This is a genomic window from Scytonema sp. PCC 10023, assembly GCF_963920835.1.
Lineage (GTDB): Bacteria > Cyanobacteriota > Cyanobacteriia > Cyanobacteriales > Nostocaceae > Kalymmatonema.
The window spans coordinates 1-16,435 of record NZ_CAWUDP010000022.1; the positions used below are offsets into that span (position 1 = coordinate 1).

Genomic DNA, 16,435 nt, shown 5'->3' on the forward strand with positions numbered 1-16,435 from the left:
GTGTTAAGCATACCGCCAGCGTTCATCCTGAGCCAGGATCAAACTCTCCGTTTTGATTCCTTGTACAAAGAGTGAATATCACTCGTGTACGCTCTTTGTTTAGCTGATTTTTTTAACCCTCAGCTTCGGTTTTTATTGTTTACTACCGCAACGCTTAAGGTGTATACTAGCTTTCAAAACTATAAAATTTTCAAGGTTCTGAGCCTTTGGCTTTGCCTTTGTTTTGGCGTCCGCTCTTCAGGCACTTATTTAATATATCCACCCACTCTTGGATTGTCAACTCCTTTTTCAAAAAATTTCCAAGTTTTTTTTTTAGACTACCCAAAACTGCTCACTGGCACGGGTTTAGGCAAAAATGGGAGATGCACTCAAGAGTGATGAAGGAAGGGTAGTTGTGAATTTTCAGTCAGTTATAGCTGTATTGCAGAAATTCTGGAGCGATCGCGGTTGCCTCATTGCCCAACCGTACGATATTGAAAAGGGCGCTGGCACTAAAAACCCCCATACTTTTTTAAGAGCGCTGGGACCAGAACCTTGGGCTGTCGCTTATGTTGAGCCTTGTCGCCGTCCTACAGATGGACGTTACGGTGAAAACCCCAATCGCTTCCAACACTATTACCAGTTTCAAGTCCTGATTAAGCCTTCACCAGATAATATTCAAGAGATTTATCTGGATTCCTTGAGGGCTTTAGGAATTCGTCCTGAAGACCACGATATCCGCTTTGTAGAAGACAATTGGGAAGATGCAACGGTGGGAGCTTGGGGGACTGGGTGGGAAGTCTGGTTAGATGGGATGGAAATTACTCAATTTACCTACTTTCAACAATGTGGAGGACTAGATTGTCGTCCTGTGTCAATTGAAATGACTTATGGCTTGGAGAGACTGACAATGTATCTCCAGGGGGTTGAAGCAATGACCAAAATTCACTGGACGGATAACATCACATATGGAGATGTTCACCTCCAAGGCGAGATTGAGCAGTGTGTTTACAACTTTGAAGCTTCAAATCCTGAGATGCTGCTTACATTATTTAACTTATACGAGCAGGAAGCGCAGCAATTGAGTGAACGAGGACTGGTGTTACCTAGCCTGGATTACGTGTTGAAATGTTCGCACACCTTCAATTTACTAGATGCGAGAGGAGTTATTTCTGTAACCGAGAGAACCCGATATATTGCAAGAATTCGACATTTAGCGCGTAAGGTCGCGCAATTATATGTAGAACAACGAGAAAAGCTGGGTTTTCCGTTGTTGAAAGCGGCTAGTTGAGTGCATAATCTTTGTAAAACTGCCTCGCCCAAAAGGGTGAGGTTACACAAAGAAAGCCGACTTTCCTAAGCTTTTGTTTTGATTTATGCAAGAAATTGCTAAATTAGATGTTGCAAAAAAGTCAAGGTTTTTGAGTAATGGTCAATCTCAGCCAAGTTTTGGAACCTATTGCAGCGTGGTTTCGCTCTCTGGGAATACCTCATCCTATAGTCCATTGGGGACATCCGGTGATGATGGGTATTGTCGTTTTTGTGATGGGTAGCTTTGTTGGATTGGCGGGTTGGAGAGGGCGACTTGTTGAGGATAAAGAAGCTGCAATGAAAAGTCGGAGTGACCATCGCAAATTAGCGCCGTGGATGTTTTTATTCATGGCGCTTGGTTACACAGGCGGATTGTTGGCATTAGTCATGCATCATCAGCCAATTCTGCAAAGCCCTCACTTTTGGACTGGCTCGATAGTACTGTTACTGTTATTCATTAATGGTGTAATTTCTTTAAGTGGATTTGCAGGTAATAAACCATCATTACGCATATTGCATGCTTATTTGGGTAGCACAGCACTTTGTCTCCTGTTTGTGCACGCCGCGTTGGGTTTGAAATTGGGTATGAGTTTTTGATAGACCTATTGCCAAAATCTTTATACCTCGGCAGACTGGAAGTCTGGGACTATACAAATGAAGCTTGTCTACTCAGGATAAACACATAAAGTACGCCTGCACAGACTAAGCCTGTATAGTCACAACTTCTGTTTGCCGGGTGCTTGTTGCAAAAACTCTAATGATTCAGGCAAGTGGTGTCATAATCTGTCTTGGTTACATTCTGGGGTTGCTGTTTACAGCAGTTCCGTGGGGTGGCTTTTGGGTGTTGGGTTTGGGTGTAGTAGGAGGGATCTTTTTTGGAAGACGACGCCCAAATATACGGAAACCCCCACAAAATAAGGAAAATTCCCAAACACAAACTAAGACAGTGCCACAGTTACCGCAAACCACTCCTCACGTGAGAGTGTGGCTGATTGCTGGTGTGGTGGGGTTGTTGGCTAGCTTTTACTTTCAATTGCGAGTTCCGACACCAAAAGCAAACGATATTAGTAAATTCGTCCCGCCAGAAAATGGCAACAATCAAGAACAACTTTTTATTGTTCGCGGTGAGGTACTTAGTACACCCCGCATGACTCGTTCTGGGCGTGGACAATTGTGGTTACAAGCAACTCAGCTAGATGAGGTAAGAAATGACAGTGGTTCAGGAGGTAGAACTAAAGGAGTGACTGGAAAGTTATATGTCACTGTACCTTTACTTCAAGCGACTGGGTTACACATCACTCAACAAATTGGTATCACTGGCGTTCTGTACAAACCAAAACCACCATCAAATCCTGGTGCTTTCGATTTTCAAAAATTTCTTCAACAAGAAGGTGCTTTTGCTGGTCTAAGTGGACGGCAAGTTAATATTCTCGATGAAGGGGATGAATGGGGATGGTGGAAAGTTCGCCAACGAATTGTGCGATCGCAAGTTCGTCTGTTAGGTATCCCAGAAGGTCCGCTTGTTAGTGCTATGGTTTTGGGTAGCAAAGTTGTTGATTTACCCTACGATACCCGAGACCGTTTCGTCCAGGTGGGACTCGCTCATGCTTTAGCCGCCTCAGGGTTTCAAACATCGTTAATTTTGGGTGTGATACTGGGTTTGACATCAAAGGCTAAAAAAGGAACCCAAATTACACTTGGCAGCATAGCTCTCATTCTTTTCCTAACTCTAACAGGTTTGCAACCATCGGTACTTAGAGCCGTCATTATGGGATTTGCGGCACTTATTGGAATAGGATTAAGACGCAAAGTCAAACAGTTCGGGTCATTGCTGGTTGCAGCAGTACTATTATTGCTATTTAATCCTTTATGGATTTGGGATTTAGGATTTCAACTCAGTTTCTTGGCAACGCTGGGGTTAATTGTCACAGCGTCCCCAATCATAAAACGTTTGGAATGGTTGCCACCAATTATTGCATCTTCAATTGCAGTTCCTCTTGCCGCTGCAATTTGGACATTACCCCTTCTATTGAATGTCTTTAGTGTAATAGCGGTTTACACTTTGCCAGTTAATATCCTTTCCACCCCATTGATTTCTGTCATCAGTATTGGTGGAATGGTAAGCGCCTTGGCAAGCTTAATTTTGCCTGACGCAGGCAGCGCTTTGGCTAATTTGTTGTATCATCCAACTCATTGGCTGCTACAGTTGGTGGAATATTTCGCGAATTTACCAGCAAGCACAGTTGCTATTGGTAGCATATCCATTGGTCAGATGCTAGCAATATACACATTAATCATCTTGGCATGGGTGGTGCCTTGGTGGCAAAAGCGGTGGTGGTTTGCTGGTATGGTTGCCTTGGGTTTGGTATTTATTCCAGTTTGGCATTCTGCAAACACCCTGTTTCGGATAACAGTCCTAGCAGCTGGTGAGGAACCAGTTTTAGTGATTCAAGACCAAGGAAAGGTCACACTCATTAATAGTGGGGAGCAAGGGACAGGACGCTTCACTATAGTGCCGTTTTTACAACAGCAGGGTGTGAATAAGATAGATTGGGCAATTGCTTCTAATTTCCATCGCAATGGCAATAGTGCATGGGTGGAGGTATTACAACGTTTGCCAATTGGGATTTTCTATGACTCTTCTCCCACATTAGAAAATTACATGACCAGTCAGGTCATTCAAAAGGAAGTGGAAAAGGGTAAGGGAATTTACCAAGCTTTGTCAGTTGGTCAAACTGTCAGTACTGGTTCGGTAGTCGCACAATTTATCAACAACCAATTGCCCATCTTACAGTTGCAAATTTTAGGGCAAAATTGGCTGTTAGTGGGTGAACTGGAAACAACTCAACTGCGTCAGCTAGTGAAAACTGGAGGTTTACCTCGTACGCAAGTCTTGTGGTGTCCTGGTCAGTCTTTACAAGAATTAATTCCTGCTTTACAACCACAAGTGGCGATCGCCACAAGCACTAAGGTTGACCAAAAAACGCTGTCTGAATTGAGCCTAAGTCAGACAAAACTGTTCTTTACAGGTAGAGACGGCGCTATTCAGTGGACACCGAACCGACAGTTTGAGACATTTATCCAGGCAGCAGAAAATAAAACATCTATTTTCTAAAAAACTGCCAATTCGTGATATATTCTTTATTATAGGAATCTCATGCCTTTGGAGAGGTGGCAGAGTGGTTGAATGCGGCGCACTCGAAATGCGTTTTAGGGAAACCTAACGGGGGTTCGAATCCCCCCTTCTCCGTTTCACAGCAATAAATTGACTTCGGCTTTTTTGCCTGGTGGTGCTTATCTTGTTTCAGGGTTTGAAAGTCTATTTACGAAAAGTAGGATTTCTGCCAAATCTTTCAAGGCTAGTTTGTCATCGCGGCAAACTAGGCTTAAACTTGCATGGCAGACTTTATTTTCGCTTAACTATTTGAAATCAGCGGGAAATGGGCGGTACTGGACTCGAACCAGTGACATCCTGCTTGTAAGGCAGGCGCTCTACCAACTGAGCTAACTGCCCGCTGTCGTACACAATAACTAATATTAGCACATAAATTCTGAGAACGCGATAGTTTTTTTGAAAAAATTTTTCTTTGGTCAATCCCAATCTCTTCTATGCTATCCTGCATTGAATTTAGTGCCTACTGAGTCGCAATGGCTTGTACATTTTAAATGAGCGAATCATAAAATTGCTTATGCCCTCTGGTCGGACTCACGATCGCATTACTTTATGGGCTTTGCCGTTCGTAACTGGTGTTACTTTCTGGCAAACCAAGAGCGGTAACTTGACTTTGTTGGTTGTCGGTGGTTTTCTGTTCGGAGGGCTGATGTTCGGTCCTGACTTGGACATTTACTCCCGCCACTACCAACGCTGGGGTTTCTTGCGCTATATTTGGCTACCTTATCAAAAAAGCCTACGCCATCGTTCTTTTTTATCTCATGGACCAGTCATCGGCACGACGCTACGTGTACTTTATCTAGGTAGCTTGATAGCGATCGCGGCAATTTTCCCTTTATTTGTTGTCCAGAAGCTGTGGAATGTGGAGTTCAATTGGCAGACTGCAAGCGGAACTGTTACATCCACGCTCACTTATTACAGTACGGAATTTCTTGCCCTACTTATAGGGCTCGAACTTGGGGCTATGAGCCATTCTCTCAGCGACTGGAGCGGCTCGGCATACAAGCGTGTGCAAAAGCAGGGAGTGCGTGGATTGCTGCCGCCACGTGCGAAAATGAAGAAACGTAAAGCGACGAGTCGCGGTAGTAGTAGGGGTAAAGTAAAAGCTAGAAATAGCCGCACAAAGTCATAAATATCTTGTGGGGTAGGCATTCTGCTTGCCAACTACAAAGAGTGAGATTTTGAACCGCAGAAGACGCAGAGGACGCAGAGTTTTTATTAATTATGGAAACTAATCAAACCCAGAGGAACGCTGAGAGTTTGGCGGCGTTACAAGAATTAATTGATATAGTGGCAAAGTTGCGATCTCCAGATGGGGGTTGTCCTTGGGATTTGGCGCAAACTCCCCAAACGCTGACACCATATGTGATAGAAGAAGCTTATGAAGTGGTAGATGCTATTAATAGTGGAGATAAAGACGCTATTGCTGAAGAACTGGGTGATTTACTTTTACAAGTTGTCCTACAATCACAAATCGCTGGCGAATACGAACAATTTTCTTTGAAGGAAGTGGCTGAAGGGATTTCCCAAAAGCTGATTCGTCGTCATCCTCATGTCTTTGGTGATGTGTCGGTGCAAAACGTTGATGAGGTGCGGCAAAACTGGGAAGAAATTAAAGCTGCGGAAAAAGGTGAACCATCGCCAGATAGTCAAACACTCAGTCGGAAGCTAGGTGGCTATGCGCGTAAGCTTCCGCCGTTGATGGCAACAATGAAGATTTCGCAAAAGGCGGCGGCTGTTGGATTTGAGTGGGAAAATATTGATGGGGTGTGGGACAAGTTTAATGAGGAATTGACGGAATTCAAACAGGCTTTGGAACACGAAACACCAGAACGACAACAAGCTGAGTTAGGTGATTTGCTGTTTTCTGTTCTTCAACTTGCCCGTTGGAATAATCTTGACCCGGAAGCAGCTTTACAGGGAACAAATCAGCGCTTTATTCAGCGTTTGCAAAAAATGGAGGCTTTTGCTGACCGTCCTCTTTCTGATTACACTTTAGAGGAATTAGAGTCGCTGTGGCAACAAGCTAAGGCTCAACTTGCAGGAGAACATTAAATTTGTTGCAAAAATTGGATTTACAGCGATTTTCTGTAAGGTGGGCATTGCTCACCAACATCTCACATGTCGCTCACATAAGCTTTTATAGGCAATGCCCACCCTACGATTTGTGGTCTAATCATTAGAAAAGCGCTGTAAGAATATTTAACCGCAGATGCACGCAGATAGACGTAGAGGAAGACAGATAATTTATCTGTGTCCATCTGTGGTTTAAAATCTTAAATTTTTCTTACAACTTGATGGTCACGGTCTTAACTTCGGTGTAATGCTCTAGGCAATACTCACCGAGTTCACGACCCATACCAGATTGCTTGAAGCCGCCGAAAGGTGCAGCAGCGTCAAACACGTGGTAGCAATTCACCCAAACGGTACCTGCACGGACGTTGTTGGCAATGGCGTGAGCTTTGGTAATATCTTTTGTCCATACTCCGGCGGCGAGACCGTACATTGTGCTGTTTGCCAAATGAATGGCTTCATCAATGTCTTTGAATTTGATGATGCTCATAACTGGACCAAAGATTTCCTCTTGAGCAATCTTCATGTCGTTGCTGACATTGGCAAAGACAGTGGGCTCAATAAAGAATCCGCGATCGCCAACTCTATGCCCACCGCATAACATCTGAGCACCATCGCGCATCCCTGACTCGATGTAGCTCATGACTTTGTTGAACTGGTCTTGATCTACCTGTGGTCCTTGCTGCGTATTTGGGTCAAAGGGATCGCCGACGACGCGCTGTTTGGCTCGTTCTACACTCTTGGCGACAAACTCGTCATAGCATTTCTCTTCGACGAACAGCCGTGAACCAGCGTTGCAACACTGACCTTGGTTGAAGAACAAACTGTGGTGAGCACCAACAATTGCTTGATCCATATCAGCATCGGCAAAGACGATGTTGGGACTCTTACCACCAAGTTCTAGAGTCACGCGCTTGAGGTTACTCTTAGCAGCTGCTTCCATAACCAAATGCCCAACTTCAGTTGAGCCGGTAAAAGCAACCTTATCAATATCCATGTGGCGGGCGATCGCCGCTCCTGCTGTTGGTCCATATCCCGATAGAATGTTGACTACACCAGGAGGAAAACCAGCCTCAATAATGAGTTCGCCAATCCGCAGTGCTGACAAAGGTGTTTGTTCAGCGGTTTTGAGAACTACAGTATTACCAGTTGCCAAAGCTGGAGAGAGTTTCCAAGCCTGCATCAGCAACGGAAAGTTCCAAGGGATAATCTGACCTACCACACCCACTGGTTCATGGCGTGTGTAGCAGAAGTAAGGACCATTGATGGGAATGGTCTTACCTTGTACTTTGTCAGCCCAGCCTGCGTAGTAGCGGTAGCAGGCTATAACTAACCTGATGTCGCCGTAAGAATCATGTAGCGGCTTACCGTTGTCTAGGGTTTCTAGCCGTGCGAGTTCGTCAATATTATGCTCAATCAAATCAGCCAGTTTATAAAGCAACTCACCGCGACGGGTAGCGGACATCTTACGCCACTCCCCACTGTTGAAAGCGTTACGAGCCGCTTGCACTGCCTTCTCCACATCTGGTGCATCCGCCTCTGCAACATCGCAAATGGCCTCACCCGTAGCGGGGTTGATAGTTTCAAACCGCTGACCGCTAACGCTTTCCACCCACTCGTTATTAATCAGCAGCTTGGTGGGACCGATTTTAACCTGGTTTTCTGGTACAGTCGCAGTAACCATCAGGTCCTCCTTTAGCTTTCACTCAATAAAGTTGTTGAAATCTATTAATTATGTTGCTTTGTATACAGCACTTTTGAAAATTTTTTTATGTAATCTTTTGATTTCCTTTACATATATAAATATAAAAAAAGTGAGAAGTAGAAAAACCCGGTTTCTTAAAGAAATCGGGTTTGGTGTTTCTACTACCTTCTCATTGTCTCGACGTGGCTTTAGTGATGAATTTTGCTGAACTCAAACCAAGTGCGATCGCCAACAACGCCATCTTGTGGCAAACCTACACGCTTTTGGAAAGCTTTCACTGCGGTTTCTGTGCGGACACCAAAGTCGCCATCAGCACTACCACTATAGTCTTTGGTAGTTAGCAAGATTTTTTGAATGGTGACGACTAGGTCGCCTTTGCTACCTCTTTTCAGAATTGGCATATCGACTGGCGCACCCTTGTAAAGCGCTCGCCAAGTCTTATCGGCAACAATACCATCTTCTTTTAAAAATACACGGTGTTGGAAGGCTTTGACAGCTTTTGTTGTTGCTGGACCAAAAATGCCATCAATAGCACCTGTGTAAAGTTCGTATTTCTTTAACAAATTTTGTAATTCTTTAACTGCTTCTCCTGTGGAACCTTCTCTTAGTTCGGGTCTGTCAAGTTGAGCTTCGGTAGATGGTTGAGTAAATGTCATTGTTTTTCTCCCTGAATTTCATTTGCGTTCGATACTTCTAAAGTAAGCTTGATTATGTAGCTCAAACCTCACCCGAATCGAGTAGTTTTTCTTACCCAGTTGGGTGAACCAAGTGGAGGATGCAGAGGTGGAGAAAATAACTAATAGATTTGTTGCACGAATATTTAACACCCCACCCTAACCCTCCCCGCGAGGAGGGAATTAAATCTTCCCTCGGCTTGCGGAGGAATTAAGGGGGGTTTTAGGGATTCGTGCAACAGGTCTACTGTTGATACGATTGGGGAAAGGTATAGATAAACGTGATTTTTGAGCATGACTATTTCTAGTGATGATTTATCAAACCTAATTGCAGTTGCTAAAAAAACCCGACAGGCTGCACTCAAGCTGGCGGTGCTGTCAACTGATGCGAAAAATCAAGCTATTGAAGCGATCGCCCAAGCTTTAGAAGCTGCAAAAGATGAAATTTTACAAGCGAATGTTGCTGATTGTGAAAGAGCGACTACAGAAGGAATTGCTAAACCACTTTATAAGCGTTTGCAGTTAGATGAACATAAGTTAAGAGATGCCATTACTGGTGTCAGAGATGTAGGAAAGCTTCCTGATCCAGTTGGTGCTGTACAGATTCACCGTGAACTTGATACAGGCTTAATTCTGAAGCGCGTCACTTGTCCTTTGGGAGTTTTGGGTATCATTTTTGAAGCACGTCCAGAAGCGGCAATTCAAATAGTTTCTCTTGCTATCAAGTCGGGAAATGGTGTTATTCTCAAGGGTGGCAAAGAAGCAACTCGTTCTTGTGAAGCGATAGTTAAGGCGATTAAACAAGGATTATCTCAAACTGCTGTTAATCCAGATGCGGTGCAGTTATTAACAACACGAGAAGAAATCCTGGAACTTTTGAAATTAGATAAGTATGTAGATTTAATTATTCCTAGGGGTTCTAACTCGTTTGTCAGATTTGTACAGGAAAACACCCGTATACCTGTATTAGGTCACGCTGATGGAATTTGTCATCTTTATGTAGACAAAGCCGCAGATTTTGAAAAAGCCATTGCGATTACAGTTGATGCCAAAACGGGGTATCCTGCTGCTTGTAATGCGATTGAAACTTTGCTAGTTCACACCAGCATCGCTCAAGAATTTTTACCAAAAATTGCTGAGACTTTGCAAAAACTCAATGTGGAATTAAGAGGAGATATACACAGTTGTGAGATTTTGTCAAGTATAGCAGCCGCAAAAGAAGAAGACTGGGAGACAGAATACTCTGATTTGATTTTGTCGATTAAAGTTGTGGATTCATTGCAGGATGCGATCGCCCACATTAACGATTATGGCTCTAAACACACCGATGCAATTGTCACTGAAGATGCAGAGGCTGCTGAAACTTTCCTGGCGCTGGTGAATGCAGCAGGAGTTTACCACAACTGTTCTACCCGATTTGCTGATGGCTTCCGGTATGGTTTTGGTGCAGAAGTCGGAATTAGTACTCAACAAATGCCTCCTCGTGGTCCCGTTGGCTTAGAAGGTTTGGTAACATACAAATATCAGATGACTGGCAATGGTCATATTGTGGCTACTTATACAGGTGCAGATGCCAAGCCCTTTATCCATAGGAATTTATAGTCAATTGATTTACAGTTTGACTTTGGTTTGTAGTTACGTTTGTGTAACTACAAGCTAGCTATAAGCTATTGCCAAGAATTGGTGTTAAATTTTTTCCCTACAAATCTATAGGGTTGGGTATTGCCCACCCTACATAATATATTTAATTTGTGTGCATTTACCTGAAACTTACAACAGTGAAATTCATGAAAATGAAACCACAGATGCACATAGGTTAAGACAGATAATTCATTGTGCTTTTGTGTTAATTTGTGGTTATATATCACTTAATCATACTTTTGTAAAAACTTTTTTGTGATTTATAAATGATTATTTGATGTCCAATTTTTTGATGGATTGCAATGATAAATACTTATCAATATTTTGGAATATTTTCAGTAGCAATTATTGAAGGAATTCTTTTAAAGCGGTATATAAATTTACGATTTTAGATAATGACAGGGAGAACATCTTTATCTAAATCTTTTAAGTGACTGCTTGAAACAGAGCTTTTTCCTAAAATATAAAGCAATGAAAGACAAGGAAAAGACAAAAGAGCAGTTGATTGAAGAGTTAACTGCACTACGCCAAAACCTTTCTCAGTTAGAACAATTAGCCGCTCAACACCAACAGGCTGAAGAGGCGCTCAGACAGCAACACGAACGGGAGCGACGCCAAGTTCAAAAAGAGCAGGCGCTCAATCGCGTGATTCAAAGTATCCGTAATTCTCTGGACTTAGAAACAATTTTTTCCACAGCAGTTTATGAGATTACTCAGCTTGTACCAGCTGATCGAGTTGAAATTGTGCAATATCTACCCGAACGGCAACTGTGGCTGAATGTCGCTGATTATCATCAAATTCCAGATTTACCAAGTGCTTTGGGACTGGAAATTCCCGATGTTGACAATGAAATTGCCGCCCGGCTCAAGCGATTGGAAGTTGTTCAAATCGAAGATGCTCGTGCTTGTTCAGACGAAATCAACCGTAACTTTGCCGAAACTTATCAGGGAGCATGGTTGCTGGTACCAGTGCATTTTGGCTCTATTCTTTGGGGTAGTCTTAGCCTGATCAGAAATAACTACTCTTTTTCTTGGCAACAGGAGGAAGTGGAATTAACTTGTGCAGTGGCTGATCAACTGGCGATCGCAATTCAGCAATCCATGCTGTTGTTGCAGGTACAAAGCGAACTTGCCGAACGCAAGCAAGTAGAAGCTGCTTTGCAAGAAAAGCAGTATTTTATTGAGCGGATTGTTGAAACCAGCCCAGATATCATTTATGTCTACGACTTAGTTGAAGAATGCACTATTTATGTAAACAAACAAATTGTTGAGATTTTAGGGTATGCGCCGCAAGAAATTGAAGCCATGAGAGAGGCAGTATTGCCGAATCTGGTTCATCTAGATGATATACCGCGAATTACAGAATACCATAAAGGCTTTGAAAATCTCAAAGAAGGTGAAGTTCGAGAACTAGAGTACCGGATCAGAGATGCCAATGGCGAGTGGCGTTGGATGCGTAGCCGAAATACTCTGTTTACCAAAAATGCCGATGGCTTGCCGGTGCAGGCTTTGGGCATAGCTATTGATATTACTGAGCGCAAGCAACAAGAAGCAGCAATTTACTTTCAGGCGCATCTGCTATCAACGGTGGAACAGGCAGTGATTGCCACTAATTTGGACGGGGAAATTATATACTGGAATCGCTTTGCGGAAATACTCTACGGCTGGTCAGCGGTGGAAGTCATAGGTCAAAATATTTTGGAAGTCGTTCCTGCTGAGACTTCACAACAGCAAGCCGCCCAGATTATGTCGCAGCTACAGCGCGGTGAAAGTTGGTCTGGTGAATTTCTCGTTCGCCGTCGAGACGGCACCTTGTTCCCAATCTTAATCACTGATTCGCCTATACACGATGACAAGGGGGAATTAGTCGGCATTGTTGGCATTTCTATTGACATCACTGTACGCAAGAATGCGATCGCCGCGCTGCAAGAAAGTGAAGAACGATTTCGCACTATGGCAGACACAGCCCCAGTGATGATATGGATGGCTGGTATTGACCAATTTTGTCATTATTTCAACAAGGGCTGGTTGGAATTTAGTGGACGCACACTAGGACAAGAACTAGGTGACGGATGGGCAGAACTTGTTCATCCTGACGATTTAGAGTTTTGCTTGGAAACCTACACAACTGCATTTGATGCTCGCCGCAGTTTCACAATGGAATACCGCCTCAAGCGTTTTGATGGTGAGTATCGTTGGCTCTTAGATACAGGTACCCCAAGATTCCATTCAGATGGTAGTTTTGCGGGTTACATTGGTTCCTGTATGGATATCACAGAGCAAAAGCTGACGCTTGAAGCACTGCAAGACAGTGAAGCGCGACTGAGGTTAACTCTGGAAGCCGCCCGCATGGTGACTTGGGATTGGAACATCACAACCAATAATGTTGTGGATTATAACCCAATGGAACCGCTCTGTGGTCTTGCCTTAGGCTCCCATGACCACACATTTGAAGCTTTTCTCGATGCTGTTTATCCTGAAGATCGCGATCGCGTCCTTGCTGCCATTACAGATGCTATTGAAAATAGGACAGATTATGAAGCCGAATTTCGATTAGTATCACCAGATGGTGCGCTGCATTGGATAGGAAATAAAGGGCAAGTGTACTATGACGAAACTGGTAGAGCAGTCCGTATGGTTGGTGTAGGAATGGATATCACCGAGCGCAAACAAGCGGAACAGAAAATCCGCGAACAAGCGGCTTGGCTCGATGTCGCGACAGATGCCATTGTAGTTAGAGATTTAGAAAACAAAATTGTCTTTTGGAACAGAAGCGCTGAGCGTCTTTACGGTTGGAAAGTACAAGAAGCTCTGGGCAAGGATGCCAACGAGCTGTTGTTCAAGGAAACTTCACCGCAGGTAGAAGAGGCTCTGCATCAAGTTCACCTTACAGGCGAATGGTATGGTGAGTTGCATAAAGTGATGAAAGATGGCAAGGAAATCATCGTCGAAAGTCGTTGGACACTAGTACGCGATGAACGCGGGAACCCAAAATCAATTCTCGCCGTTGACACCGATATCACCCAAAAGAAACAACTTGAAGCACAGTTTCTTCGCGCTCAACGACTGGAAAGCCTCGGCACACTTGCGAGCGGTATTGCCCACGACCTCAATAATATACTGGCTCCGATGCTCATGTCTGCTCAACTTTTGCGGATGAGAATTTCTGATGAGCAAAACCAGCAGCTGGTTGAGACATTAGAAACAAACGCTCAACGTGGTGCGACTTTGGTTAAGCAAGTGCTATCGTTTGCACGCGGTGTCGAAGGTAGGCGCACGATTTTACAACTACGGCATTTGATATTGGAAATTGAGCAGTTTGCCAAACAGACATTTCCCAAATCTATCGAATTTTGCACTGACATAGCACCAAATCTTTGGACTGTTTGTGGAGATGCGACACAACTGCATCAGGTGCTCATAAATTTGGTTATTAACGCTCGCGATGCGATGCCAAATGGTGGTGTTTTGAGTATTTCAGCCGAAAATTTCTTGATTGACGAAAACTATGCGCAGATGAATCTTGATGCAACTGTTGGATCCCACATTGTGATCACCGTGAGGGATACTGGAGTTGGTATGTCTCCTGAAATATTGGATAGAATTTTTGAGCCTTTCTTTACAACCAAAGAGGTCGCAAAAGGTTCAGGGCTAGGTCTTTCAACAGTGCTTGGCATTATGAAAAGCCACAACGGTTTTATCAGTGTTTCTAGCACTGTTGGTAAAGGAACACAATTTCAGGTCTTTTTAAAAGCAGTTTTAGAGAACGAAACACCGCCAGCAGAAACTTTGAAATTACCTGCGGGAAATGGAGAATTGATTTTGGTGGTGGATGATGAGGCGGAAATTCGAGAGATTACCAAAATCACGCTGGAAAGCTACAACTATAAAGTGTTGACAGGCTGTGATGGCATTGAGGCACTTGCATTGTATGCTCAACATCGGGAAGAAATTAAAGTCGTGTTGGTGGATATGATGATGCCAATCATGGATGGTTTAACCACGAGCCGTGCTTTGCTAAAAATGAATCCATGTGTCAAGATTATGGCTGCTAGTGGACTTTCAGACAACAAGCAACGGACGGAAGCCCTTGGTGTCGAAACATTTTTGCCAAAGCCCTACACGGTTAAGCAATTGTTACAAGCATTACACAAAATTCTAAACTAATGCTTTGAGCAACGCTTGTAGTTTGAGTTGAACTTCTGCAAGTTCTTTGTCGGGATCGGAACCAGCAACGATACCAACACCTGCGTAAAGTCTGGCGCGATCGCCATCTATGAGTGCTGAACGAATTCCCACAATAAACTCACAGTTTCCCTCCAAGTCTACCCAACCTAGTGGCGCAGCGTATAAACCCCTTTCAAAGCTTTCGTAACGACGAATTTCGTGACAAGCAATTTCTTGGGAAGTACCTGCAACTGCTGGTGTAGGATGTAGCTGGGCGACTATCTTTAAGGGATGGACATGAGCAGGAACTCGGGCGCTGATAGGTGTCCACAAGTGCTGGATGTTAGATAATTGTCGCAAGCGAGGTGCTAAAACTTGAGGTGATAAACCCAGTTGAGACAGACGCTGAGTGATAAAATCAATCACCAACGAATGTTCGTGTCTTTCTTTCATGCTATTGAGCAAAGAACTGGCATTAGCAGCATCTTCAGCAGGTGTTTTACCGCGTGGTGCAGAACCAGCCAAAGCATCAGTCATTAACTGTTTTTCCTGAATACTAATTAAGCGTTCCGGACTTGCGCCTATAAAATTATGTCCCTTACCGTTTCCTATAGAAAACACATAACAATTAGGATGCAGTTGTCGCAGGTTATTTAAGGATTGAATTAAGTTAAAATCAGCATTTGACCTAACATCAAGTGCATCTGCCAAAACAATTTTATTTAAATGATTAGACTGAATTTTTTCCAAAGCTGACAAAACTGAAAGTTTAAATTTTTCTGGATTTGCAACCGATTGTTTGCTGAATTTTGGCAAAGAATAATCAAGAGTTTGTGACTCATATCCTATGGAATTGATAATTTCAATCTTGCGCCAGAAAATTTGCAGAATTCTTTGAATATTTACGTCAGCATTGATAATTGTATTTAAAACTAATACGCAACACTCATTTTTAACAGCCACTTGCCAACGCGGCAGAAAAATGGTAGCGGCTGGAAATGGATAGTCTGCTTGGGTATTTTGATCAAAAAAACTAAAACTACATAAAAATTGAGTTCCAGAGAAAGCTTGGTTTGTCCTAGAAAAGCAAACTATATTTTTTACACATTCTTTGATAAACTCTTCTGATTGAGCGAAACGCTCTTTCCCAACAATTTCTAATTTGGCGACAGCATCAACAGCAGCAAGCGCTTCTTTTTTTCCTCTATTCTCCCAATAAAAATTAATTTTCTTTGGTTGTGCCAGCCGCTCAAGGACAACTAAAGGGTCAACCCAGTCAATCTCCAGGGAAAGACTTGCAATTTGTGTGACATTATTCTTGATGCAATTTTGCTGAACGGCTAAAAGAAAGCGGCATAGTTCCTTATTATATACAAAAAAGTCAGCGTTACATGGAGAAACTGTCATGATCTAGAAAGAGTAAATTTTTCTAAAGTTAACTTCCAAAAGAGTGATAATTCGTGGTCGTATTTCTACAGGTAACACAAAACAGTCGCCTTGTAACCAGCGTAGTGGCTCTGTCAGATTGTGGTTTGGCAAAAACCTGATTGCAGTGCCAAGTTTATGCTGTCATTTGAGAGTGAGAAGGACCATAACCAGGTTCAGTGCGTTAATGCACCTGATTAATGCTTCACTCTTACAGAGAAAGCGACTTTTTTGAATGTGTTGTCTGTATATGGTGTATTTACAAACCATAAGAACTTTTGCTGAAAA

10 protein-coding genes and 2 tRNA genes are annotated in these 16,435 nt (G+C 43.2%); 8 read left to right on the forward strand and 4 right to left on the reverse strand.

Going from position 1 to position 16,435, the window contains the following annotated elements; all coding sequences use genetic code 11:
• Positions 1-394: 394 nt before the first annotated feature.
• The 4 genes from glyQ to ACM0OZ_RS15220 all read left to right on the forward strand — a co-directional run bounded on the left by glyQ (position 395) and on the right by ACM0OZ_RS15220 (position 4,540).
• Positions 395-1,270: a glycine--tRNA ligase subunit alpha gene (glyQ, locus tag ACM0OZ_RS15205; protein WP_414583659.1), complete on the forward strand. Its 876-nt coding sequence runs from the start codon at positions 395-397 to the stop codon at positions 1,268-1,270.
• Positions 1,271-1,407: 137 nt separating this feature from the next.
• Positions 1,408-1,887, forward strand: coding sequence for a DUF4079 domain-containing protein (locus ACM0OZ_RS15210; protein ID WP_414583660.1), 480 nt, complete (start codon positions 1,408-1,410; stop codon positions 1,885-1,887).
• A gap of 160 nt (positions 1,888-2,047) precedes the next feature.
• Complete coding sequence (locus ACM0OZ_RS15215; protein WP_414583661.1) at positions 2,048-4,405, forward strand: ComEC/Rec2 family competence protein; 2,358 nt, start codon at positions 2,048-2,050, stop codon at positions 4,403-4,405.
• Between the two features lie 50 nt (positions 4,406-4,455).
• Positions 4,456-4,540, forward strand: a tRNA-Ser gene (locus tag ACM0OZ_RS15220).
• A gap of 191 nt (positions 4,541-4,731) precedes the next feature.
• Here ACM0OZ_RS15220 and ACM0OZ_RS15225 read toward each other — a convergent pair.
• Positions 4,732-4,804: transfer RNA gene (locus tag ACM0OZ_RS15225), tRNA-Val, on the reverse strand.
• A gap of 175 nt (positions 4,805-4,979) precedes the next feature.
• On the opposite strand from ACM0OZ_RS15225, the gene ACM0OZ_RS15230 reads away from it, so the two are divergent.
• On the forward strand, positions 4,980-5,594 hold the full coding sequence (locus tag ACM0OZ_RS15230) for a metal-binding protein (RefSeq protein WP_414583662.1): 615 nt from the start codon (positions 4,980-4,982) through the stop codon (positions 5,592-5,594).
• Positions 5,595-5,686: 92 nt separating this feature from the next.
• Entirely contained in the window at positions 5,687-6,517 is an 831-nt protein-coding gene (gene mazG, locus ACM0OZ_RS15235) for a nucleoside triphosphate pyrophosphohydrolase (RefSeq protein ID WP_414583663.1), read from the forward strand.
• A 232-nt stretch (positions 6,518-6,749) separates the two neighbouring features.
• On the opposite strand, the gene ACM0OZ_RS15240 is transcribed toward mazG, so the two are convergent.
• The gene (locus tag ACM0OZ_RS15240; protein WP_414583664.1) at positions 6,750-8,219 is read right to left on the reverse strand and encodes an aldehyde dehydrogenase family protein; all 1,470 of its coding nucleotides are present in this window, start codon (positions 8,217-8,219) and stop codon (positions 6,750-6,752) included.
• Between the two features lie 209 nt (positions 8,220-8,428).
• Positions 8,429-8,896 (reverse strand): peptidoglycan-binding domain-containing protein, encoded by a 468-nt coding sequence (locus ACM0OZ_RS15245; protein ID WP_414583665.1) that lies wholly within the window; start codon positions 8,894-8,896, stop codon positions 8,429-8,431.
• Between the two features lie 312 nt (positions 8,897-9,208).
• On the opposite strand from ACM0OZ_RS15245, the gene ACM0OZ_RS15250 reads away from it, so the two are divergent.
• On the forward strand, positions 9,209-10,516 hold the full coding sequence (locus tag ACM0OZ_RS15250; protein ID WP_414583666.1) for a glutamate-5-semialdehyde dehydrogenase: 1,308 nt from the start codon (positions 9,209-9,211) through the stop codon (positions 10,514-10,516).
• A 510-nt stretch (positions 10,517-11,026) separates the two neighbouring features.
• Positions 11,027-14,722, forward strand: a complete 3,696-nt coding sequence (locus ACM0OZ_RS15255) for a PAS domain S-box protein (RefSeq protein ID WP_414583667.1) — start codon at positions 11,027-11,029, stop codon at positions 14,720-14,722.
• Here ACM0OZ_RS15255 and ACM0OZ_RS15260 read toward each other — a convergent pair.
• Positions 14,714-16,129: an isochorismate synthase gene (locus ACM0OZ_RS15260; RefSeq protein WP_414583668.1), complete on the reverse strand. Its 1,416-nt coding sequence runs from the start codon at positions 16,127-16,129 to the stop codon at positions 14,714-14,716. The genes ACM0OZ_RS15255 and ACM0OZ_RS15260 overlap by 9 nt on opposite strands.
• Positions 16,130-16,435 lie beyond the last annotated feature (306 nt).